The organism is Pirellulales bacterium (assembly GCA_035533075.1).
Taxonomy (GTDB): domain Bacteria; phylum Planctomycetota; class Planctomycetia; order Pirellulales; family JAICIG01; genus DASSFG01.
This window is the reverse complement of the sequence record DATLUO010000219.1, coordinates 1-22,719: the sequence shown is the minus strand read 5'-3', so window position 1 is coordinate 22,719 and position 22,719 is coordinate 1. Positions and strand designations below refer to the sequence as shown.

The 22,719-nt window shown below is 62.9% G+C and carries 19 protein-coding genes; 10 read left to right on the top strand and 9 right to left on the bottom strand.

What is annotated here, in order from left to right:
• The first annotated feature begins 225 nt into the window (after window positions 1-225).
• On the top strand, window positions 226-2,388 hold the full coding sequence (locus VNH11_28090) for a c-type cytochrome domain-containing protein (GenBank protein HVA50248.1): 2,163 nt from the start codon (window positions 226-228) through the stop codon (window positions 2,386-2,388).
• A gap of 341 nt (window positions 2,389-2,729) precedes the next feature.
• Complete coding sequence (locus tag VNH11_28085; protein HVA50247.1) at window positions 2,730-3,761, top strand: alpha/beta fold hydrolase; 1,032 nt, start codon at window positions 2,730-2,732, stop codon at window positions 3,759-3,761.
• A gap of 63 nt (window positions 3,762-3,824) precedes the next feature.
• Here VNH11_28085 and VNH11_28080 read toward each other — a convergent pair whose 3' ends face one another.
• Window positions 3,825-4,052 carry a hypothetical protein gene (locus tag VNH11_28080; protein ID HVA50246.1) on the bottom strand — a complete coding sequence of 76 codons (228 nt, stop codon included), beginning with the start codon at window positions 4,050-4,052 and terminating at the stop codon, window positions 3,825-3,827.
• A 249-nt stretch (window positions 4,053-4,301) separates the two neighbouring features.
• Here VNH11_28080 and VNH11_28075 point away from each other — a divergent pair, with 249 nt between their 5' ends.
• From VNH11_28075 to VNH11_28055, 5 genes are all read left to right on the top strand, one after another.
• On the top strand, window positions 4,302-4,562 hold the full coding sequence (locus tag VNH11_28075; protein ID HVA50245.1) for a hypothetical protein: 261 nt from the start codon (window positions 4,302-4,304) through the stop codon (window positions 4,560-4,562).
• Window positions 4,563-4,570: 8 nt separating this feature from the next.
• Window positions 4,571-5,533, top strand: a complete 963-nt coding sequence (locus VNH11_28070) for a deoxyhypusine synthase family protein (GenBank protein ID HVA50244.1) — start codon at window positions 4,571-4,573, stop codon at window positions 5,531-5,533.
• Between the two features lie 71 nt (window positions 5,534-5,604).
• Window positions 5,605-6,321, top strand: a complete 717-nt coding sequence (locus VNH11_28065; protein HVA50243.1) for a hypothetical protein — start codon at window positions 5,605-5,607, stop codon at window positions 6,319-6,321.
• Between the two features lie 270 nt (window positions 6,322-6,591).
• Window positions 6,592-7,140 (top strand): restriction endonuclease, encoded by a 549-nt coding sequence (locus tag VNH11_28060; protein ID HVA50242.1) that lies wholly within the window; start codon window positions 6,592-6,594, stop codon window positions 7,138-7,140.
• Window positions 7,137-7,703 (top strand): hypothetical protein, encoded by a 567-nt coding sequence (locus tag VNH11_28055; protein ID HVA50241.1) that lies wholly within the window; start codon window positions 7,137-7,139, stop codon window positions 7,701-7,703. Before VNH11_28060 ends, VNH11_28055 begins: the two co-directional genes overlap by 4 nt.
• A gap of 142 nt (window positions 7,704-7,845) precedes the next feature.
• Here VNH11_28055 and VNH11_28050 read toward each other — a convergent pair whose 3' ends face one another.
• From VNH11_28050 to VNH11_28030, 5 genes are all read right to left on the bottom strand, one after another.
• The gene (locus tag VNH11_28050) at window positions 7,846-10,371 is read right to left on the bottom strand and encodes a family 16 glycoside hydrolase (protein ID HVA50240.1); all 2,526 of its coding nucleotides are present in this window, start codon (window positions 10,369-10,371) and stop codon (window positions 7,846-7,848) included.
• 192 nt (window positions 10,372-10,563) lie between these two features.
• Window positions 10,564-14,952 (bottom strand): protein kinase, encoded by a 4,389-nt coding sequence (locus tag VNH11_28045; protein ID HVA50239.1) that lies wholly within the window; start codon window positions 14,950-14,952, stop codon window positions 10,564-10,566.
• Window positions 14,953-15,061: 109 nt separating this feature from the next.
• Entirely contained in the window at window positions 15,062-15,700 is a 639-nt protein-coding gene (locus tag VNH11_28040) for a sigma-70 family RNA polymerase sigma factor (GenBank protein HVA50238.1), read from the bottom strand.
• An 88-nt stretch (window positions 15,701-15,788) separates the two neighbouring features.
• The gene (locus VNH11_28035; protein HVA50237.1) at window positions 15,789-16,574 is read right to left on the bottom strand and encodes a spherulation-specific family 4 protein; all 786 of its coding nucleotides are present in this window, start codon (window positions 16,572-16,574) and stop codon (window positions 15,789-15,791) included.
• 85 nt (window positions 16,575-16,659) lie between these two features.
• Complete coding sequence (locus VNH11_28030) at window positions 16,660-17,250, bottom strand: thioredoxin family protein (GenBank protein HVA50236.1); 591 nt, start codon at window positions 17,248-17,250, stop codon at window positions 16,660-16,662.
• 39 nt (window positions 17,251-17,289) lie between these two features.
• Between VNH11_28030 and VNH11_28025 the strand changes: the two genes are divergently transcribed.
• Window positions 17,290-17,643, top strand: coding sequence for a hypothetical protein (locus VNH11_28025; GenBank protein ID HVA50235.1), 354 nt, complete (start codon window positions 17,290-17,292; stop codon window positions 17,641-17,643).
• A 38-nt stretch (window positions 17,644-17,681) separates the two neighbouring features.
• Here the strand turns inward: VNH11_28025 and VNH11_28020 are convergent, their stop codons facing one another.
• Both VNH11_28020 and VNH11_28015 read right to left on the bottom strand, forming a co-directional pair.
• Window positions 17,682-18,719, bottom strand: a complete 1,038-nt coding sequence (locus VNH11_28020) for a beta-galactosidase (protein HVA50234.1) — start codon at window positions 18,717-18,719, stop codon at window positions 17,682-17,684.
• A gap of 125 nt (window positions 18,720-18,844) precedes the next feature.
• On the bottom strand, window positions 18,845-20,437 hold the full coding sequence (locus VNH11_28015; GenBank protein HVA50233.1) for an MmgE/PrpD family protein: 1,593 nt from the start codon (window positions 20,435-20,437) through the stop codon (window positions 18,845-18,847).
• 118 nt (window positions 20,438-20,555) lie between these two features.
• Between VNH11_28015 and deoC the strand changes: the two genes are divergently transcribed.
• A complete protein-coding gene (deoC, locus tag VNH11_28010; protein HVA50232.1) occupies window positions 20,556-21,248 on the top strand; it encodes a deoxyribose-phosphate aldolase in 693 nt (230 codons plus the stop codon).
• On the opposite strand, the gene VNH11_28005 is transcribed toward deoC, so the two are convergent.
• Window positions 21,245-21,784, bottom strand: coding sequence for a hypothetical protein (locus VNH11_28005; GenBank protein ID HVA50231.1), 540 nt, complete (start codon window positions 21,782-21,784; stop codon window positions 21,245-21,247). The genes deoC and VNH11_28005 overlap by 4 nt on opposite strands.
• A 334-nt stretch (window positions 21,785-22,118) precedes the next feature.
• Between VNH11_28005 and VNH11_28000 the strand changes: the two genes are divergently transcribed.
• Window positions 22,119-22,719, top strand: a 601-nt coding sequence (locus tag VNH11_28000; GenBank protein ID HVA50230.1) for a DUF1559 domain-containing protein, incomplete at its 3' end; no start/stop codon positions are given.

The following is a 22,719-nucleotide window of genomic DNA, read 5'->3' as shown; positions in this document are numbered from 1 at the left end:
TCGACGCGGCGATATGGTCGAGAAGCCCGGCTGAAGCCGGCTCAAACATAATAGATTGCCTCGCTACCCACCAGCTAAAGCTGGTGGCAGACGATCAAAGCCGGCTAAAGCCGGCTCACGAGAACAGACCCACCCTACCGACAGACGATAACCTGAGACTCAATGCGCTTTCACCTACACCGCGTGCGCCGACTAATTTGCAATTTGCAATTCCCCCTCGGTTTGATGCTGCTCTTCCTTGCCGGCCCGACATTCGCCGAAGAGGCCAAGCCGGCCGCTCCCGCCGCGGCCAAGATCAACTACACCGAGCACGTGCAGCCGATCTTTCGCGAGCATTGCTACAACTGCCACGGTCCTGACACGCAAAAGAGCGACCTGGCGCTCGATAACTTCGCGGCCCTGATGCGGGGCGGGGCCAGCGGCGAGGTGATCGAGCCGGGCGACCCCGATGCCTCGCGGCTCTGGGCGCTGGTCTCGCACACCGAAACGCCGGAAATGCCGCCGCAGCAGCCCAAGCTGGCCGACGCCAAGCTGGCCATCCTCAAGCAGTGGATCGCGGAGGGGGCGTTGGAGAACTCCGGGTCGATCGCCAAGATCAAGAAAAAGCCGTCGATGGACCTGCAGGTGACCGCCGGCACCGGCAAGCCGACGGGACCGGTCGCCATGCCCGAAGCGGGCAAGGTCGTGCGGCAGCCGGTCGTCTATACGCCGCGCGCTGCGGCCGTGACGGGCATTGCTTCCAGCCCTTGGGCGCCGCTGGTGGCCATCGCCGGGCAAAAGCAGATCGCGCTGTACAACTCCGACACCGCGGCGCTTCTCGCCGTGCTACCGTTCCCCGAAGGCGTGCCGCAAGTGCTCAAGTTCAGCCGCACCGGAGCGCTGCTCCTGGCCGGCGGCGGACGGAGCGCCAAGCAGGGACTGGCGGCCGTCTACGACGTGAAGACGAGCGAGCGCGTGTTCGCGGTGGGCGACGAGCTCGATACCGTGCTGGCGGCCGACATCAACAACAATCACACGCTGATCGCCTTGGGCGGCCCGCGCCGCGTGGTGCGGGTCTATTCCGCGCTCGACGGCGCGCTGCAGTATGAAATCAAGAAGCACACCGATTGGATCACCGCCGTCGAGTTCAGTCCCGACGGCGTGCTGCTGGCCACGGGCGACCGCAGCGGCGGACTGTTCGTCTGGGAGGCCGACACGGGCCGCGAGTATCAGAACCTCACCGGGCACACGGGGCCGATCACCGACGTAAGCTGGCGCGACGACGGCAACGTGCTGGCCAGCAGCAGCGAGGACGGCACGGTCCGCCTGTGGGAGATGCAGAATGGCTCGCAGATCAAGAACTGGCAAGCGCACGGCGGCGGCACCGCTTCAGTGGAGTACACGCACGACGGCCGCCTGGTCTCGGCCGGCCGCGACAAGCAGGTCAAAATGTGGGACGGCAACGGCGGCCAGCAACGGGCCTTCGAGGCCTTCGCCGATCTGGCGATGGAAGTCGCCTTTACGCACGACGGTGCCCGTGTCGTGGCGGGCGACTGGACGGGCGAAGTGCGCATGTGGAATGCCGCCGACGGCAAGCTGATCGCCCACCTTCCCGCCAATCCGCCGACCTTGGAAATGGTGGCCAGCGCCGCCGCCCAGCAAGCCGCCGCGGCCGCGGCCGCCGCTCAGCAAGCCGCCAAGGAGTTGGCCGATGCGCAAGCGGTCGCCGCAGCGCGTGTCAAAGAACTTGAGGCATCCAATCAAGCGCTGGCCGCGGTCCAGGCCAACGTGGCGAAGACCGAGGCCGAGCGCGTGGCGGCCGAGAAGACGGTGGCCGAAAAGGCCGCCGTGGCCAAGCCGCTGGCCGACGCGGCCGCGGCCGACGCGCAGGCATTCGACAAGGCGGCGTCCGAGCAGGCCGAAGGCGTCAAGCTGATCGCCGAAAAACAAGCCGCGATGCAAGCAGCCGCGGCGGCGCTGGCCGCAGCGGCCAACGACGACAATAAGAAGCGTGTCGAGCAAGCGGCCGCCGAGCTTGCCGCCGCGGAAAAGACCCTAGCCGACAAACGTTCGGCCACAAAGGCCGCCGCCGACAAATCCGCCGCATCGGCCGCCGCTGCCAAGCAGGCCGACGAGGCGCGGTTGGCCGCGGCCAACGACTTCTCAGCCAAGGCGGCCGCGGCCAAGACCGCCGCCGATCAGATCGCCGCCGCCAAGGCCGCGGCTGAGAAGAAATCGGCCGAGAAGGCCGAGGCGGATAAGTTGGTCGCCGAGCGCACCGCCAAGTCTCAGGGCATGTCAGCCGCGGCTCAAGCCGCCCAGACGGCCGCTCAGCAAGCCGCCGCCGAAAAAGCCGCCTACGATCAGCTTCAGCAGGCCAAGCAAACGCAGACCGCTCAGGTGCAATAGACCGAGCGGATCGTAACTCATCACGCCGGGCGACGTTTAGATAGCCCGTTGCCGGATGGACCTGAATCGTTCCATCGGCCAAAATAGCTTGAGGGTTTTCGGGCTTGTCCGCGCTGCTTGATCCTGATCAGCGAGCGGGCTATTCTCACTATCAGGTTCGCGTCCAGAACGTGAGGCGGTCGATCATGTGCGCTGGCATTATTAGGCAACGCAATTGCCGGCTTCGCCGCCCGCTAGGCACTGTCGTTTGTGCTCTCTTTTCGCTGTGTTTGCTGTCGACCTCTACTGGTTGCGGCGCCGGCGGAGCATACTCGAATTTCGACCAGAATGGGAAGCCGTTGGTGCCGATTCAGTTGTCTCCGCCCGCGCCGCCAAACGCACTATGGAAAGGCAAAGACTTATCCAGCTTGATGGGGCCGGTTCTGGCGGGCGCCGCCCGGGAAGCCGCCCAAAAAGGCAACTATGTGGATGCGGTGACGCTGCAATACTGGGCGGTCCACACCAATGACCGTGGAAGGTACGACCTGGCTTGTTACTATTCGCGCATCGGGGACGTAGACAGCGCAATCTATTGGTTGCAAGATGCCTCGCTAAGTGACGGCGTCGACGCTGAGTGGGCCGGAAGAGATTACGACCTTGACGCGGTCCGGAGCGACCGGCGCTGGGCACAACTTGCTCCGTTTCTCGCAGCAACAAATCAGTATTGGGCCAGCAAGGGGCAGCCGGCCACATCGTTCGTCATGCCGCAAGAACTGGCGCCCGGCACACGTGTTGGAGTCGTGTTAGGACTGCCGGGCCTGGGTGACAATCCCCACAGTTTTTTTCCGATTGGTTATCAGCCGTTTGCCGACCAACTGGCGATGGCGTTCGTCGCGGTTAGCGGGACTGTGCCCCGAGGACGTACCTCGTTTGTTTGGGCTGAAGACGTGGTCCGAGACTCCGAGCGCGTCCGCCAGGCACTGCGCGAAGTTGCTCAGCAGGAGCAGGTTGACAATCGGCGCGTCATTCTGCTTGGTTTCTCACAAGGGGCGCAAATGGCCTTCGAAATCGCCATGACGTACCCGGAGGAATTCGCCGGGGCGATTGTCCTGTCGCCTGGCTCACAGAAACCACGCGACTTGCGGCAGATCCGCAGCAGCTCAATGCATCGACGCCAGGCCTATGTGCTGTGTTGCGGGGAGCGCGAGCATCCAATGACGGTACATAGCACCCGGTCCGACGCAAGCCTGGCGGAAAAGATGGGCGCCAATGTCCGATTGCTGATCACGCCAGGCGCGAGCGCTCACACTTTTCCGCCCAACTTTCGGCAGCAGTTGCCAGAATGGGTACATTTCATTGAATCGCAACGGCGCACCCAACCCTCGGAGAAGTGACGATCGCGTCTGTCGAAGCCGTTCGCGACAAAACAGGTTTCAAAGAGTGATCAACGACCGGCGCTAATAGTTCTGGTTGTAACACTTCGCGAGCCGGTCGAGAAAGAGCCGATGGAAGGCGGCTTCGTCCAACTCAGGAAAGCGCTCACGCAAGCGAAGCTCCTTCAGCATCTCCGATAATTCAAACGCCTTTGCCAGGCGCTGCTCCGGCGTCATTTTCCGCAACACTTCGATATAGCGGCGGTGGTTCGGCCGCGGCTTCGGATCATGTGGCAGCTTACCGGGGACCATGCTGGCCATCCTAACGTGAGCGAGACTTTCGCGCAAACGTGTCCGACGCGCTGCCCTCGCACCGTACCGCTCCTTCGCAATCAGATGGGCCAGGTAGGGGTCAGTTACCAACGCTGTCCCTCGCCGACATTGCCTCAGCGACCTTGATGAACTACGATTCTTGAAGCAGCCAACACTCCAAATGGCTCGGTGTTGTCAGCGTTGACGACGTCCCCTGCCGAGGGTTCTTGAACACGGCGTGCTCAATCTATGGCAAAGAAAGCGACGACAGAAAACGGCCAGGACCGCCTCGGCGAAGCAATGGCCATATTGATTCAGAATCAGGCGGCATTTCGCGGCCGCATGGCGGAGATCGAACGCATCACTTCCGAGAGGTTCGCGCGGATCGACGAGAGGTTCGCTCGGATCGAAAACGACATGGCCGCGATCCTGCGCGTGCTGGCCGAGCACAGCCGACTGCTCGAGCGCCTGCCGGAGGCGGTGCGCGACAAGATTGGCTTCAAAGGATGACTTGCATCATGACCATCACCCACTTCATGGACCATCACTTCCGGCATTTCAACGCGCGGGAGACCGTCGATGCCGCTCGTGCCTGGCGGCGGCACCTCGATGAGGGCGGCAAAATGTTGCTGGCCATGGCCGGCGCCATGAGCACCGCCGAACTGGGCATCTCGCTGGCCAAAATGATTCGGGCAGGCAAAATCCACGCCATCTCCTGCACGGCCGCCAACTTCGAGGAAGACATCTTCAACCTGGTGGCCCACGACGAATATCGCATGCTGCCGCACTATCGCGATCTTTCGCCCGACGCCGAGCTGGCCCTGCGCGACGACGGCTTCAACCGCGTCACCGACACCTGCATTCCCGAAACGGTCATCCGGCATATCGAACACAAGCTGCTGGAATACTGGACCGCGGCCGCCGAAAAGGGCGAGTCGTACTTCTCGACCGAGTATTTCTACCGGCTGATCGAAGACGGCACGCTCGACAAGGTGCGTCAGATTCCCAAGGAGCATTCCTGGGTCTGGGCCGCCTACGACATGAACATTCCGGTCTACACGCCCGGCTACGAAGATTCGACGCTGGGCAACATCTTTGCCGCCCGCGTGCTGGAGAAAAAGGTCAAGAGCCACTCGGCGATCAAGAGCGGCACGGAGCAGATGGAGCACCTGGTGCGTTGGTATCTCGACAACGCCGAGCGGCACCGGCTCGGTTTCTTTCAGATCGGCGGCGGCATTGCGGGCGACTTTGCCATCTGCGCCGTGCCGCTCATCATCCAGGACCTGGAAAAAGACGTGCCGCTGTGGAGCTATTTCGCCCAGATTTCCGACTCGACGACCTCCTTCGGCTCGTATTCGGGGGCGGTGCCCAACGAGAAGATCACCTGGTACAAGCTGGAGAAAGACGCGCCCAAGTTCATGATCAACTCCGACGCCTCGATCGTGGCGCCCTTGGTCTTCGCTTACGTGATGGGGGAGTGAGGCGGACCTTTGCTTGGTTCATATCCGGCGCGCCGCTACAATGGCGGCGTATCCAAATTCCAGGTGCCGCCATGTCTCTTCGCGTGTTTGTCGTCGATCACGGTCGTCTGGCCGCGGACGGCGTAGCCGGGTTGTTGCGGTTCATGGGCCATCAGGTGCATGCCGCCTCGTGTGCCGAGGCCGCGCTGGAGGAAGCTTTGGGTTTCCGGCCCGATCTGGCGTTGATCGACTGGACGATTCCCGCCGCCGCGGAGGTTTGCCGCGGGCTGGCGTTGAGCGGCACATGCATCATCGCGGTCGGCAGCCATGCCGACGTCTGCCGCGCTGGCGAGGCGGGGGAAGAATGCGTGGCGGGCTTTCTGGCGGCTCCTTGCGATCGCTCCAAGCTGTCGAAGGTATTGGCGACGGTGCAAGACGACGTTTTCGCCCGCCGGGACGAGGCGAAGCTCGGCCCCGGAGGACTGGACGTGGGCCGCGAGCTGCGACAGAGGCATTGGATGGCCCTGGCGGAGACGACCGTCTTTCGCCTGTATGGGGGCATCCGCGACGGCCAGGAGCTGTTCGGCGACCGCGCGGCCAGCCTTTACACCCGGCTAGGCGAAGATCCCTTGCACCGCACCTTCCTCGCCTGCCGGGTCAGACTTGTCGGCAACCGGCATCGCGTCTACCCGATCGCCGAACGGCACCAGTACTTCGTCGAGTCGGTCACGAGGTCTGCGGATCAGACACTGGTGATCGCGAGGTCGCTCGGCGCGTACGATTCGAGACGGCTGGATGACGGCTGTTAGAATTCGCGGTCAGGGATCAGTCTCCGACGAGCAACGGGGCCGGCTTGGACTTTCTTCCCTTCTTCGGCGCGGCGGGCACGTCGGCTCCGACCAGCTCCCAGACTCTGATCGAAAGGTCTTCGGATGCCGTGGCGACGTGGCGGCCATCGGGGCTGAAGCAAGGCGGCATGCGGAAAGCAATTGGCATATTGCACGGCGCCGGATTTCGGCTATGCTCAGGTTGACGAGGAAGGAGATTGGTTCGGTAAGGATTCAACGAGGCGCTCAAGCGTGCCCAAGACGGAGGAATACGAGGCCGCAATCGGTGCGCTCGACTGGACACGATTGCGCGATCTCTGGTTGGCGATCAAGCGGCGCGACACGCCCGGTTGGGAACCGGGCAAAGCGTTCGAGTATCTCGTCCTCCGCGCGTTCGAGCACGGCGGGGCGCAAGTGACTTGGCCTTACTCCGTCGAGTTGCTAAGCGAAGAGGTGGAGCAAATTGACGGGGCCGTGTATTATCAAGACATCAGGGCGTTGATCGAAAGCAAGGACAGCCGGGCAAACGTCTCTTTCGCGCCGATCGCGAAAGTCCGCAGTCAACTGCTGCGGCGGCCGTCTGGCACGATCGGCGTACTGTTCAGCACCAGCGACTTTACACCATCGGCGAAGCTACTGGCATCCTTCGCGCTGCCTCAGGCGATACTCCTGTGGAGCGGTGGAGAAGTGGAGTTCGCCTTGGCCAACGAGAACATTGCGGATTTGCTGGTCCTGAAGCACCGCAAGTGCATCGAACTGGCTGTGCCGAATTACAACGTCCTGGAGCGAGATGTCTTATGATTGCCTACATCATGACGGTGGGACGGTCGGACGTTGAATTGCTCAAGGGCCTGCTCCCGCGGCAATTGTTGGCGGGAATCGGTTTTTTGGCCGCGGAGAGCCTTTCGTCCGTCGACTCGATTGCGGTATCGCTGCTCGTGGACGAGAGGAAGCCGCTGGCGATTGTGGTGAACGCCGAGACGGTCGACGAGGAGCGTATCGAGGAGCGGCGATTAAGTCTTGAGGAGTCGGTCACGAGTTTCGCGGCGGGCGTCCCCGTGGAAATCGTGGTCGCCGTTCCCTCGCTGGAAGTCGTCTTCTTTCAAGAACCGCGCCTGCTGGAGGAGATCGTTGGTCGGCAACTTACTCCCGAGCAGACCGCTTTTGCGCGTGCCCTGCCAAAGATGGTGCTGGGAATGGTCTTGGAGGGGTGCGCCGTGAAGAGTCCCGTCGAAATTCTCACGGCGGCGACGCCTCAGCAACTGGAGGTCTTTCGCTCCTCTCCGCCGATCGAACAGTTATCGAGTTTCCTGGCGACCGTTCAGGAGCGCGAAAAGGCCGGCGCGGGCGTCGGCAGTCGATAACGCGCTCGCCGCATCATCCGGTCAACGCGCTCAAAGAGGTTTTGCATGGCGACGGTGGAGCGAACGACGCTGACTGGCGAACGCCGGAGGCTGCTTTCAGGCATCTCGTGGTACATCCTCGATCAGCCTCGGCGGTCAGGAATTAGTCTCCGACGAGCAACGGGACCGGCTTGGCCTTTTTTCCCTTCTTCGGCGCGGCGGGCACGTCGGCTCCGACCAGATCCCAGACTTTGATCGAAAAGTCTTCGGATGCCGTGGCGACGTGGCGGCCATCGGGGCTGAACTCGGCGCACATCACGCCCCCGGTGTGGCCGCGCAATTCGCACAGCAGCTCCGCCGTCTCGGTGTTCCAGATGCGGGCCACATGGTCGTTGTTGTGCGCCGTGACACACCAGGGGCGATGCGGGTGAAACGCGATCCATTCGACGGTGCCACCGTCGGCCGCAAGCTGGCGCACGCTTTCGCCCGTTCGCGGATGGTAAAGGGCAACGCTTCCCCGACGCCCGCACCCCAAAAGCTTACCGTCCGGGCTGAACCGCACGCCCCGCACCTCGCCCGCCTTGGCAAACTGCACGGCGGTCGGTTGGAAGGTACACCGGTCGCCCGCCTTGCTTTTGCCATAGGTCACGGCCAGCGTCCTGAGCTCGCCGTCCGTGCCTCCCGCGGCCAGTAGGTATTCGGTGCGCTTATTTTTTCGATCGCCGGCAAGGGGCCCGAAGGCCAAGGCGTAGATCCTGCTTTCCGAGCCGAAGGCGACGGGAGCGATTTCGTTCAACTGGGCCACGTCCCACAGGCGAATGGTGCCATCGTCTTGACCGGCGGCGAACAAGCGGCCGTCGTGGCTGTAGGCGATCGAGCCCACCGCTCCGCCGCCGCTCTTCTTGAAGTCCTTGATTTCATTCAACTGCACACCCAGGGGCGTTTTGAACAATAACCTGCTGCCCCACCAATTGCGATTGGCCAAGGCGAGCATGCTGCCGTCGGGGCTGAACTTGACCGCCCAAGATTCTTCATTGAACTTATGCACCAGGAGCTGCAACGCGCGCGTTTCCAGGTTCCAGAGGAGGATCTGGCCGTCTTTGCCGGCCGAGGCCAAGAGCGGCATGGTGCGGTGAAAGGCGATGCGCGTGACCGCCTCCGTGTGCTGCTTTAGCAAGAATGCTTCCGTCGCGGTGAGCTTGGCCTTTTCCGCCGGGTCGTTTTCCTTCGCCAGATCGGCGAGCGACGGTAGCTTGGCGGTAGGCCCGGCGGGCTTCACGTCGCTTTTTGGCCCTGGCGCGGACGATGCAACTGATTGCGGACGTTGATTGTTGACGACCGGCGTGTCAACCGGCGCCTCACTCGATGCGGATCCGCCTTGTCCCGCTGGTTCGACGTGCGGGCCGTTCACGGCAATTTGGTTGATCGGCAGATCCTCGCGAATCTCGATCTTGCGATACTTGACGACGGTCTGCGGATTATGCTGCTGCAAGGCGAGATGGCCCATCGGGAAGCTACGGTCAGCGTCAACATAGTCGGCGGTCGTTTGGCCGTTGACTTTGACGACAAGGTGGCTGTCGGCGGCAATCAGTTCCAACTTGAACCACTCGTTCGGCCGCACAATCGAGTTGGCGATGCCGACTACGGCGCCTCGCGGTCCGTAGAGGCTGCCGGTCTTGTTCGGATCGGAGTGTGTGCTATTGATCTGCGCTTCGTAGCCGTCGGGCCAGCGAGGACCGTCAGCGGGCCTGACCGGGCCGAAGCGCGAGCGGCAGAACACGCCACTGTTGCCGCCGTCGTTGATGGATGCTTCGGTTCGCAAATGGAAGTTCGTGAAGTTGCCGCGTTCGCTGTAAAGGTTGCTTTCGGCCGGACCTGAGCCGATCAGCACGCCGTCTTCCGCGCGCCAATTGCCCGGCTGGTTCGGGTGCGTCTTCCAGCCAGTGAGGTCTTTGCCGTTGAACAAGGGTACGAAGCCGTCGGAGATGATATTGCCGCTGGCAAGCTCGGGGACCGTCGGCGGAGGCTCCGGCTGACTGCCGCCGGTTGAGGGCATCGGCTGTTCAGCCGGCTGCGGCGCAGGCGGATTCGGTTGTGGCTTATCTGTTCCCGCTGACTCGTGTACCATCGGCCGTGCCGCCGGCGGTGTTTTCTGCTCGGGACGGGGCTTGTTCCAAATCGAGTAGCCCACGAACGCGAAGGCCGGGATCGCCACCGCGGCGAGGGCCAACCAGGCGGAGGCCGCCGAGCCAAGCCCTCGGCGGCGCTTGCGCGTGGAATGCCGCGCGGCGCCGCCGTCGGTGACGATCAAGGCCGGCGCTTCGGTTGCCACGCGCGTCGGCTCCAACGGTCGCACGGGCGAAGCCGTTAGCGGCATGGCCATCGGGATCACCGGCTTGGGCGCCTGCGCCGCGTCGATTCGGCGGCGCAGCTCGGCGTCGTAGGCGGCCTTTTTCTCCGCCTTGAGCAGGCACAGCTTGGCGGCGGAGAGCTCGTTCAGCAGCTTTTGCGACAGCGCCGAGTGCTGCCCGGTTTGAAACGTGCGCAGCAGCGCCATCCGCTGATCGGCGGCGGTCTCGATCACGTCGGGATCGTCCTCAAAAGTGGCGATGCCCAACAAGCGGTAATGATTCGCCGGCTGCTCCGCCGGCGGAATGCCCAGCCATTTGTGGTAAGCGTCAAATGTCATGATTCAACTCCGTGGTTCTGGTGGTCATGTTCTCCACTTATCTGTAACACTCCAGCTTCATGAGTATTAACGCCGTTGAGCGGATTTCCCGACACAGAAAAACGCCCGCCCATCGCCGCCTAAGAAGAAAGTGCCGAACGAGGCCCAACCTGTCGCGAAAACTCCAAATGCACTTCATAGCCGGCCCGCGGTTCATCTTTGGATATTGCAGCCTGGCAACGCCGTTTTCAGCTCGGCGACGCCCGCAGCGGTGACCTGCGTGTTGGTCAGATCGAGCTGCTTCAGGTTGACGAGCCTGTGCAAATGCTTGAGGCCATCGTCCGTAACGTCGGTTCCGCTGAGTTCAATTAGTTCAAGGCCCAATGACGCCGACAGTTTCTCCAGGCCGGCGTCGCCGATGCGGCAGTCGGTCAGCACCAGGGCCTTCAGTTTCGCCAACGCGGCCAGCTCCTTGCACGCCGTGTCGGTCACCGGCGCTCCAAAGAGATTCAGGTAGTCGAGCCGCGGCGCGACGATTGGAAGCCTGGCAACGCCTTTGTCGGTCACCGAAGTGTTATATAGTCCCAGGCTGATCAGGTTCGTCAGTTTGCTGAGCGGCTCAAGGCAAGCGTCGTTGAATTGCCTGCCCCCGACGGAAAGAGTGCGCAGTTGGCTGAGATTGCCAATCCGCTCGGTTTCGGCTTCCGCGGCGCCGTCAGCGTACAGCGCGACGATCTTCGGCATGGTGGCGAGCACTTGCACTCCCCGATCGGTGAGGTGCGCTTGTGCGAGTGCAACACTATGCAGCTTGGGAAACCGCGACAGGAGCGAAAGGTCCGCGTCGGTCGTCGATGTGCCATTGAGTTCGATGTTATAAAGATTCGGTAGAACCCCGAGGCTATCGAGCCCGGCGCGAGTGACCGTGGTAAGCCTGTATAGGTATCGTAGGTTCGGCAAATCGTGCAGTTCCGCCAGCCCCGCGTCGGTGATGCTCGTTCCGCCAAGCGCGAGCCCGAATGGCTTGCTCAGCGACCTGAACCGTTTCAGGTCGGCGTCGGTCACGTTTGGGCAATCGGACAGACCGATCACCAGGCTGCCAAACCTGACAGGCAGACCAGACGCATCGTTAATTGCCTTTGCCGCCGCCCAAACGTCGCCCTCGCCAACCGAAATTCGCCCGCCAATATCGAATACCCATTTCACGACATCGCGGTCGGCATCGGTGGCGACCGACGGGGCAGGCGGCGTGATGCTGCCATCGGTCCAAGTGATTTTGCAATTCGGCAAGGCGGCCTGTAGCTCGGCAACGCCCGCGGCGGTAACCTGCGTTTGGCGGAGATTCACGACTTCGAGCTTCGTCAGCGCAGCCAGGTGCTTGACAGCCGCGTCGGTCACTTGCCCTCCGGAGACGGTCAAGAAGACGAGTCCCGGAGCCACCTGGGGAAGGCTGGCAATGCCTGCATCGGTCACCGATGTCGAATACAGCAACAGGTCGTTCAGATTCGCTAGTTTGCTGAGCGTTTCGAGGCAAGCGTCGCTGCATGATTCACCCACGGCGGCAAGATGTCGCAGTTGACTTAGATTGGCGATGCGCCCGAACTCATCCAAGCCGACATCGTTCCTCGTCTCCAGCGAATCGATAGTCTTCATAGCCGAGAGCACTACGACTCCCTCGTTGGTCAATTGAGCGCGGCCAAGCTGTATGAAAGCGAGCTTCGGAAACCGCGAGAGCAGGACCAGATCCGCCGGGGTCGTCGCTGTACCGCCAAGACGGATCATTTCAAGATTCGGCAGCACGCCAAGCTTCTCGACCCCGGCGCGCGTGATCGCAGTCTCGTCTACATATAGCACTCGGAGGTTCGGTAACCCGTGAAGCTCGGCCAGCCCCGCATCGGTGATGCGCGTGCCGCTCAGGCTCAACTCAAATAGCTTGGGGAGTGATTTTAGCCGCTTGAGGTCGGCATCGGTCACTTCCCTACAATTCGCAAGCACAATACTCAATTGGTCGAGGTCGTCAGGCAAGTCCGACGGTCGTTCGAGGAACTTGCCCGGCCAGGCCCACGGCCCTTTACCGACGGCCGCTACTCGGCCGCCTACGCCGAATACCCATTTCACGACTTCGCGGTCGGCCTCGGACGGAGCCGGTGTGCGGCCGGAATCCGTCCATTGGATTTTGCAATTCGGCAAGGCGGCCTTTAGTTCGGCAACGCCGGCGGACGTCACTCCTGTCGCGAGAAGATTTAAGCCATCGAGCTTCCGCAGCTTGGTCAGGTGCTGCACGGCATCGTCGGTCAGCCGACCATAGGAGACACTCAGGACCGTGAGGCGAGGCGCCTGAAGCGGAAGTCGGGCAATACCGGCATTGCCGACCGACGTGTCCCATAGGCCCAGCACCGTCAGGTTCGTCAGACTGGCGAGCGGTTCAAGGCAAGCGTCGTTGAATTCCTTGCCGCCAACGGAGAGCGACTGCAGATGGCTCAGTTTGCCAAAATATTTCAGGTCGGCCTCCCCGACAGCGGTCAACCCGACAGAGACGTTCGGCATCGTCGACAACACCTCGACCCCTTCAAGGCTCAAATGCGGCGGTCCGACGCCGACGAGTCCCAATTTTGGAAAGTTGGCCAAAAGCCCTAGGTCAGCGCCTCTCGTTGCGGTGCGCTGAAGCTCGATTGTTTCAAGATTGGGCAGGGTGCCAAGGTTCTCGAGTCCGACGCGCGTAATCGCGGTTTCGTCAAGAATGAGAATGCGTAGGTTTGGCAGCCCGCGCAGCTCCGCGAGCCCCGCGTCGGTGATGTGCGTACGCGTCAGGCACAACCAAAACGGCTTGGTAAGCGATTTGAAACGCTTGAGGTCGGCATCGGTAACTTTTTGACAATCCATGAGTAGGATCATCAAATCATCGGAGTCGTCTGGCACGTCAGACGGACTTTCCGGCCACTTGCTTGGCCACCCCCACGCCTCGCGATTGACGGCCGCCACGTTCCCGCCTACTTCGAACACCCATTTCACAACTTCGCGGTTGGGGTCTGCGGGCGTCGTGGTGGCATCGGCATCGTCCTTGGGAGTTATCGTGAATTCTTTCACGTCGCCCTTAACCTCGAACCTGCGCGTCGAGCCGTCGCGCATTTTGACGATGATCACGACGCCCATCAGCAAAACCGCCGCGGCGCCGGCCGCGGCGACGAGCAGTCGCCGGCGTGGCGGAATTCTGTAGGGAACGCCCTCGGTGGCGTTCCGAGTAACCGTCGGCAACGTTGGGTCCGCGGCCAGCGGAACGCCACAGAGGGCGTTCCCTGCAGACTCCGCTGGGGCAACGTCCGAGACGTCGTCCTCCGTTCCGCTGAGTGCTGACGAGAGATAGTCGTTGGTGTCGGCGATTTGCGATAGCGAGGCCGCGTGAATCGGCGCCGCCGACGCGACGGTGGGTAACGCATGCGTTTGCGCCGCGCCGGATGCGGTCTTCCGCGCGGCGGCGGCGAATAAGGCCGGCAGGTCGCTGCCGGCGGCGAAGGGCGCCAGCGCGCCCGCCACCTCGGCCGCTGTGGCAAACCGTGCCTCGGGCAGCTTGGCCATCATCCGCTCCACGGCGGCTACCAGCCCATCGGGCAGGCCGACACGGCGCTCCGCCAGGTTCGGCACCGGTGCGTTGACGTGGGCCAGCAACTTCTTCATCGACGTCGCGAATGCCGGACCGCCGTAGGGCACTACGCCCGTCAGCAACTTGTAGAGCGTACAGCCGAGACTGTAGATATCGGCGGGGCCGCCGACGCCGTGGCAGTCGCCGGCCTGCTCGGGGGCCATGTAGTCGGTGGTGCCCATCAGTTGCTCCGTGCCCGTCAGCTCGCCGCCGGCGACCGGCTCGCCCTGCAACAAGGCCAGGCCGAGGTCGAGAATCTTCACGTGCCCGTCGGCGGTGAGCATCAGGTTCGAGGGCTTGACGTCGCGGTGAATCAGGCCGTGGTGGTGGGCGTAATCGAGTCCCAGCGCCGCCTGGCGGGCCAGCTCGCAAGCGTCGGCCACGGCGAGCGGCCGCGCGCGGCGCGAGACTTCGGCGAGATCGAGTCCCTCGACGTATTCCATCACCAGGTAGTGCCGGCCATCGGCCTCGCCGGCGTCGTGCGCGGCCACGATATTCGGGTGCTCGAGCTTGCCGACCGCCTTCATTTCACGCTGAAAGCGGGCCACGGCGTGTGGGTCGCGGGTGCGGTCGGGCGGCAGCAGCTTGACCGCCACCAGCTTGTCCAAGCGGGTATGCACCGCTTTGTAAACCGTGCCCATGCCACCCTGCCCCAACCGGACCAGCAGCCGATAATCGCGAAGCTGCTCGGCGACGGCCGGTCCCGAAGCCGCCGCCGGCGCGAGGGCGGCCGCCAAATCAAAAACGCGGCTCAACTCCGGCTCGCGAAGGTAGGGATCGTCATACACCGGCTCCCGCAGCGACGAAAACAGCGTATCGCCTTGCGCCTCGAGTTGCCGGAGCGTAAAGTCGCACCGCGGGCAGTGCTCGACGTGATCGGCGACGTCGTCGGCGAGCTTGGGATCGAGCGTGCCCAGGCAATAGTCGGAAAGTTCCTGTTGGCTCAAGCAGTTTATGTGACTCATGGCCGGGACCTTGGAAATGGATGGTATGCTCACCTATAAAGAACAACGCACGAGCGCCACGCCGGATTTTGGATTTTCGATTTTGGATCTTGGATTGCCGTGACGCGGGTCACTCCAGCTCCTTCAATTCCTCTCGCAGCCGCTGCAAAACGCGATACTTTGCCTGGCGAACGGCCTTCGGGCTGATGTTCAAATCGCGGGCAATGTCGGCTGCGGCGTGGCCATCGACGACCATTCGCCAAAAAGCAGTTATAGCCGGCTGGCCGAATTCGCCGCTCAATTGTTCGAGCACCTGGACAACGAGCAGCCTCTGGTCGTCGTCCGCTGAGCCGCTGTCGTCGGTGGAAAAGTCGTCCTCAGCCGCAAGGTCGGCCAAAGCGGCGAGCTGGAGTTGGGCCTCGCTGCCGCCGACGGCCTGCGGCTGGGCCCGGCGGCGGCGAAGGTGATCGCGCGCCTTGTTTTGAGTGATGGTATAGAGCCAGCCGCGGAACGAATCGTCCGGCCGGCTGTGGCGGAACTCGCCGACCTGCCGCGCCACAGAGCGGAAAACTTCCTGCGAAACATCGGCCGCCTCGCTGCTCGCCACGCCCATCCGCCGGCACCAGCGGTAGATCAAGGGGCTGTAGATCGCCACCAGCGAGCGCCAGGCGTCCGGCGATTGCGTGCGCAGGCGTTCAAGCAGGCTGAGCGACGTCGCCTCGGGCGCCCCGGCCCCATCGCCGGAGCTGAACATCGGGCCGCGTGACATGGAAAATCACCAGAAAGCGGGGGGCAAAGCGGCCCCATTCTGGCATGGACGACGGGGTTTGTCCAGAACCCTTACCGCGCAAAGCGTCTCATTCTCGGCCGTTCCGGGCACGGTTCAATTCTCGCACCGCGGCGACTTCGTCGTCCCAGTAGGTCGGCAGGCGGTCCCAGGGGTTGGCGCCGCCGTCGTCGGTGGCATAAAAGTAGCCCAGGTGCAGTTGCGCCGTGCGACGCAGGCGATCGCGCATCTGAGCGGCATCGGCCGTCTGATAGGGGACCACGGCCGCGTGGCGTCGTGCATCGTCGCCCCATCCGGTCGGCGGGTTAAACTCCTCGAATCCCTGGTGATGCTCGAAGACACAAATCAGGTCCGGCCGGGCCACCGTCAAGTAGGCCACGTCGCAGGCCACGCCGGGATTGGAAGCCACGAAGCCGTTTTTGATTTTCTTGCGGGCGTAATCGAACAGCTCGCGATAGTAGTCCACCTGAGCGGCGTCGCTCGACTGTTCGTCGAAAAAGATGCCCTGGATCGCCGGGTAAAGCTGCGTCCAACGATCGACCTCGGCCTTGACCTGCTCCCGCGGCTTCTTGGTGTATTGCGTGCTCACGTAACCAATCACGGTGACGCCCGCCTGCGTCGCGCGGCCAATGATGTTGGCATGATTCGGGTCGTCCTGGTCGCCGGGCCCGCTGGCCGGGTTGGCGATTGCGACGATCGGGACCGTTTGGGCGGCGGAGATCAGCCGCTCCCATTCTTTCAGTCCCTCGCCGGCCGGGTAAAAGTACGTGGGCACAAACAGCTTGATCTTGGCGACCGGCGTGAGCCTGCCGGGCGGGTAGGCCTCAGCGGGTCCGACGCCGACCGAGCAGGCCAAGATTATGAGGCCCGGCAGAAGAAACCACCATCCACGCGCTGCCCTGCGGCGTCTGTACGGTGAGACTGGCATGCGCCAAAAATCCTTAGCTCGCGATGTGCCCGTAGTAGTCGGGCTCGTTGCCGGCCTGCCACTTGATGTTGCAGCCGATGCTCGGCTTCTGGTCGGGCGAAGGCGACTTGCCGGCCAGCACGGCGTCGAGGGCCGCCCGCAGGTCGGCCCCCGTCAACGGCACGCCGCTGTCGGGACGACTGGCGTCAAGCTGCCCGCGATAGGCCAATCGCTGTGCCTTATCGAACAGATAAAAGTCGGGCGTGCAGGCCGCGCGATAGGCTTTGGCCACGGCTTGCGTCGCGTCGTAGAGATAAGGGAACGTGTAACCGCGGCTCTTGGCCTCTTCGGCCATCTTGGGCGGGGCGTCGTCGGGAAAGGAGGCCACGTCGTTGGAATTGATGGCCACCACGGCCACGCCGCGCGCCTGATAGTCTCGCGCCAGCCGCGCCAGCTCGGGCGCGACGTGTTTCACGAACGGACAGTGGTTGCAGATAAACGCGACGACCAGCGCCGGCGCGTCCTGGAAATCGGCCAGCGAGACGGTGCGGCCGTCGATGTTCGGCAGCGAAAAATCAGGGGCCTGGGTGCCAAGCGGCAACATCGTGCTGGGTGTTCGGGCCATGTTTTTCTCCTGGTGAGGGCCGGTGATCAGTCCGGCTTCATGGTAGCAAACGGCGCGCTGTTGGGAACAGCCGATGGGCCAAACACCTTTCGCTATCCGGCACTGGCCGTCGAGCACGGGCAGACAACCCTGGAAGACTGGTTCAACCATGTGGTGCCGGCCCTGATGCTGTTTCGCTGCTACGTGCTCACGCGCCGCCTGGTGGTCAAAGAGTTCACACTACAGGCGAACAGCTCGACCGGTTTATCGGCGCGGCGCCGAGATCGGCTCTCCTCCGCTCCGCGCCGAGAACATCCGCCTGCGCCCGCCAAAGGTGGGCGCCACGCATCCGCCCAGCGGCGCGGACGCCGCGGACGAAGACCGGCAGTGGTCGGCCCTCGAAGATTGGCTTGATGCGACGGATTTTCCCTTGGGAGTGTGACGGGCCGTGCTTACTTCTTCACTTTGACCGCCATCTCCGTCAGCATCGCGTGCAGTTCGGGGTTCATGGCATCGAGCTCCCAAATCTCGAAGTAGTGCGCGTTCCAGGATAGTCCCTGGTTGATAGCGGTTTTTATGCCGCCCTCGGCAAACTGCTGCGGTGTGCGCGACTCGCTGGCGATCATCTGAAAGGCGGCGAATCCCTTGGGGCCGTATTTCTCGGCCAGGGCCAACATGCCCGCGTGGTGCCGGTCCTGTTCGGGGCTGCGGCCGCTCAGCCAGCCGGAAAAGATGCCGAACCGCCGGCCCAACCTCGCGGAGCCGTAAGCGGCCACCTCCTCGGCCACCCGGTCGGTTCCCAACACGGGATGAATGTCGATGTCGAGCGGCTTGCCGGGGAACGCCTCGGCAAACGTGTCGATGATTGGCTTCCAGGCGGCAATCACCTTCTCCGGTGTGAAACCCAGCATCTGCCACCGCTCGCGGTCTCTGCGCATGAACGGCAGTTGCATCTCCAGCCCGTTGGCGGTCGCGCCCGTGATATGGACCAGCAGGACCGTCTCATTGTCGCCATACTTTTCGCCAAAGGCGCGGATGAGCGCCGTCCACTTTTGCAAATAGACCTCATTCCAAAGCGGTGGAATCTTCGCCGACCGTATCCTGCCGAACGGCATGGAATAGTCGAATTCCGGCGCGCCGGCTTCAAACACCCAGGCCGGGGTCTGCGGTCCGCCCAACACGCAAAGCGTGATCTTCTTCTTCAGCCGCTTCGCCAGTGCAATCTCAGCGTCGATGTAACTGAAGTCGAATTCGCCTTCCTTGGGTTCGACCCGGTTCCAGCCGGGCCGCACCAGCCAGCCGTCGATAAAGGGAAAATCGACTTCCTTTTCGGGCGTCGGACTTGGACCTCGGCAGACAAACAGGCCCGCCGGCGGAGCGATCGCCGTTGCGTCGTCGCCGCCGCTCTGGGCCGCGACGCGAACCGGGGCAACATGAAAGGCTAGTGCCACCAAACAGATCGCTGGAAAATAGAGGCTATGAACAGTCATCGTTGAGGCTCCCAACGGCTCATCATCGGTTCCAGCGGGTCAGCCTACCGGGTATGATCTAGTTGATGCAAACCCACGGTAACATTCGGCGAGTGCCAACAAAGCCGCGTAGCGGCGACAGAGGTTCACTCGCGTATTCTGCCGCCGCTACGCGGCTCCGCCGAGGGATTTGCAACGTCGTCCGTGGGCTCGCGCCCACGGCTAAACTCTGTGGCCGCTATGCGGCCAATCAACTCAAAGTCATAAATCGCCGCAATCTCCCGCGCCGACTTCTCGCTCAGGTTCGTGAACCGCTGATATAGCGCGTCGACGTCAACGACGCCCAACGATGCCAGTAAGCGAAATTTGTGGGCCAGCAGCCCGTCCAAGTCGGTTGTCGCGTTGCGTGCGTGCCCGGCCGGGTACATCACCAGCCCGCTGGATAAACGGCCTAGCTGGTCGTGCTCGATCTCCAGCGTGGTGGGAATGCCATTGGGGTATTTTTCGTCATAGTCGCGGCCGCCGTGGCGGAACTCAATCCGCTCCATCAGCCGCCGCGTCAGCGGATGAACGAGGCTCGTGTCGTCGTAATCGGCCGGCATCAGCAGCAGCTCGCGCCAGCCGGCTTGCTTCGTCTCGAACGCCTTTCGCAACAGCGTGGCGATGATGTAGACCATCGAGTGGTCGGCGCTTTGCCGCGTGCGCGGGTCGCGCTTGGCCGGGTCGCCGATGATGCCGAAGGCCGGCTGATAGATGCTGATCCGCACTTTGCGAAGCTGCCGTTCGTCGTCGAGCAGTTGCGGATGTTGCTGGAGCAGATCCATCAGGCCCTGGATCGCGCCGGCCGATTGGTGCTCGTAGAGGCCGAGCTTGAAGTGCATGCCCATCACGGCAAAGTCGTCGCCCGAAGCCGTCAGCCGCAGGTCGAAAGGGCTGCTGCCTGGCTTGGCCGGCGGCTCGAACAGGCAAAAGATCGCTTCGGGATTGCGGAAGATGTCGGCCGGTCCCACGAAGCCGCGCAGAGCACGCCGCACGCTGGCCACCGCCATCTCGGCGCTAATCGCCGCCGAGGCGCCCTTCGAATCGGAAAGCTGCTTGCCTGCCCGGATGGCCCGGAAGGGAACGTAATGAGCCACCAACAGTCCCAGCGCCGACTCGATCTGGTCGACTGTGGCGCCCATCATCGCGCCATACACGGCCGCCGACGCGATCGCGCCGTGGACGACATGATCGATCTTGTGGTCTTTGAGTGAAAAGACCTCCGCCAGACGGCCGCGGATTTCGTCGATGAGCAGCATGGCCCGCAAGGTGGCGCGACCGTCGAGCCCGCGCTGCTGGGCGGCGGCCACGGCGACCGGATAAAAGTCGTTGTGTCCGAATTCGCCGGCCGTGGCGCCGCGCGAAGGATCGTAGCCGAAGTTGGTGCCGTTGGCGTCCCATTCGCGCACGGCCGAGCAATTGGCCAGCACCGCCTTTTCGGACATCACCTTGATTTGCGAGGCAAAGCACGGCACGCCTAGCGGATGAGCGTACTCCCAGGCCTCGCTGCGGAGCACATTCGGCGCGTTCGTGCCGCAGGCGATCGCGGAGACGCCGCAGGCCATGCTGTCGAGATGGAAGCGATCGACCATCCGCAGCGCCCGCTCGCCCGGCGGATCGAACTTGCCGGCCAGAAAGTCGATGGCGAAACCAGCCAGCCCGCGGGCCTGGTTTCCGTCGTGGGGGAGGAGGATGTTCATATCACCACGTTACGAAGCGACGGCACCGAAGGCCAGTGCTTCGATGTGCTGCGCCGCCTGAACCCCGCCGCGGTTAACAAGTCTGCCACTGAAGGCGCTCGAGGCATATACTGCCGCTATGAACTACACTTACGCTCAGATTGCCGGCATGATCGACCACTCGCTGCTCAACCCCACGCTGACGACGGCCGAACTCGATGCCGGCTGCCAATTGGCGGTGGACTATCAGGTGGCCAGCGTCTGCATCATGCCGTATTACCTGCACCGCTGCGCCGAGCTGCTGGCCGTGTCGGGCGTGAAGGCGAGCACGACGATCGGCTTTCCCCACGGCGGCCACACCACCGCGGTCAAGCTCGCCGAAACCAGGCAGGCGCTGGCCGACGGAGGCCAGGAGCTCGACATGGTGGTGAATATCTCGCAGGTGCTCAGCGGAAATTGGGACTATGTGCGCGACGACATCCGCGCCGTCGTCGAAGAGACGCACGCCGCCCGCAAAAAGGTCAAAGTGATCTTCGAGAACTGCTACCTCAACGACGCCCAGAAAATCCGGCTCTGTGAAATCTGCAGCGAGCTTGCCGCCGATTGGGTGAAGACCTCGACCGGTTACGCGAGCGGCGGCGCGACGATGGAAGACCTGGCGCTGATGCGAAAACACGCCGCCCCGCGGGTGCAAGTGAAGGCGGCCGGCGGGGTGCGCGATCTCGACACGCTGCTGAAGGTGCGAGACTTGGGCGTCAGCCGTTGCGGCGCCAGCCGGACCAAGGAAATGCTCGACGAATGTCGAAGGCGGCTCGGTTTGCCCGCTAGCTAGTTGATGATGATCGGCCCCGACAGGCCGCCCTCGGGATCGCGGCGTTCCCATTCGCGGCGGAGCTCGCCCAGCCCGAAAGCGCAAAGCTCAAAGTCGTGGCTCAACCGTTCGAGCACTTCGTTCTCCTGGGCGTTCCCGGCGGTCTCGATCGTGGCCGCGATGTGGTAGGCGCGCTTGCCCTGCTCGCAATAGTCGACGAAGTAATCGAGCCGCGAGGCGTCTTTTAGTCGCCGCAACGCCTCTGGATACACGCCCGTCCAAAACAGCGTGAAGTCGCCGATGTGCCGGTGGACTTCTCGCCGCGGGTTGCCGATTCGCGCGTCTGCCTCCACGAGCATCTGGGCCACCTCTTCCAGGCGTCGCCCAGAGGGATTGCGGACCTGGTAGATGGCGTCGCAGTGCATGAAGCGGGTCAACAGCAAGGCAATGTAGTCGACCAGCGGAGGGTCGGCCACGCCCAGCCGAGCTTCGAAGGTGTACTCGGCCAGCCCTGAGAAAAAGCGGTAAAGAACCGTGTGCGAACGCTTTATGTCCACTCTCTTGCCTCCTGTCGCCTGCCCGAATCTCGAAACCGGACCACTTGCCTGGACCAGGAGGATGGTGCCGTTTGTTTCATCGGCATCATCCAGTTAAGTCTATGCAGCCAAAAAGAGACCGGTCAAGGTTTTTTTTGGGCAAGTGGGCAAATCGCGTGGTTTGGGTGCCGCGATACGTGGACTGTGCTCTTCGGCACGGCCTCCCGCGAGGCAGTTTTTCGACCTGGCAAAATAATGTTTGACGAATCAAAAAGCACCTGGTACACTGCTCGGCGTCGTTCTTTTTGAGTGACCAAAAGTTTGTTTTGCCGTTCAAAAACAGGAGGTGTGCTTCGTGGAACCCGTGGAAATCAGCCGCCGTGGACGCCGTGCGTTTACCCTTGTCGAACTGCTGGTGGTCATCGCCATCATCGGACTGCTGGTGGGCCTGCTGCTACCGGCAGTGCAAGCGGCACGCGAGTCGGCGCGACGCGCGCAGTGCGTCAACAACCTCAAGCAAATCGGAGTCGCCCTGGCCAACTATGAAAGCGTTACCAAAGTATTCCCGCCGTCGTACCTGCTCACGTCAGCGAGACAGTCAGGCACCGCCTACGGCCTCGCGTATCCCGACGACGGCTCAAACGGATTGACGGGGTGGGGCTGGGGCACGCTGTTGCTTCCTTACGTCGAGCAGCACGCCCTGTATCAGAGCCTGAACCTCAACCTCCCCTGTTGGGCGCCCCAGAACGCCGCGCTGGTGGCGACGAAGCTGCCCGTTTTTCTTTGCCCCTCTGCCACCGGCGGCAGCAACGGTTTTGCCTTACACCGCTACAGTGGTCCCAGCGACAATCCGACCGACGCCGGCCAGTTCAGCCCCACGATTTTTTTTGCGCACGCGCATTACGCGACGAACGCGGGGCAAAACGGCGCATGGAACCGGTCGCCGGCCTATTCCT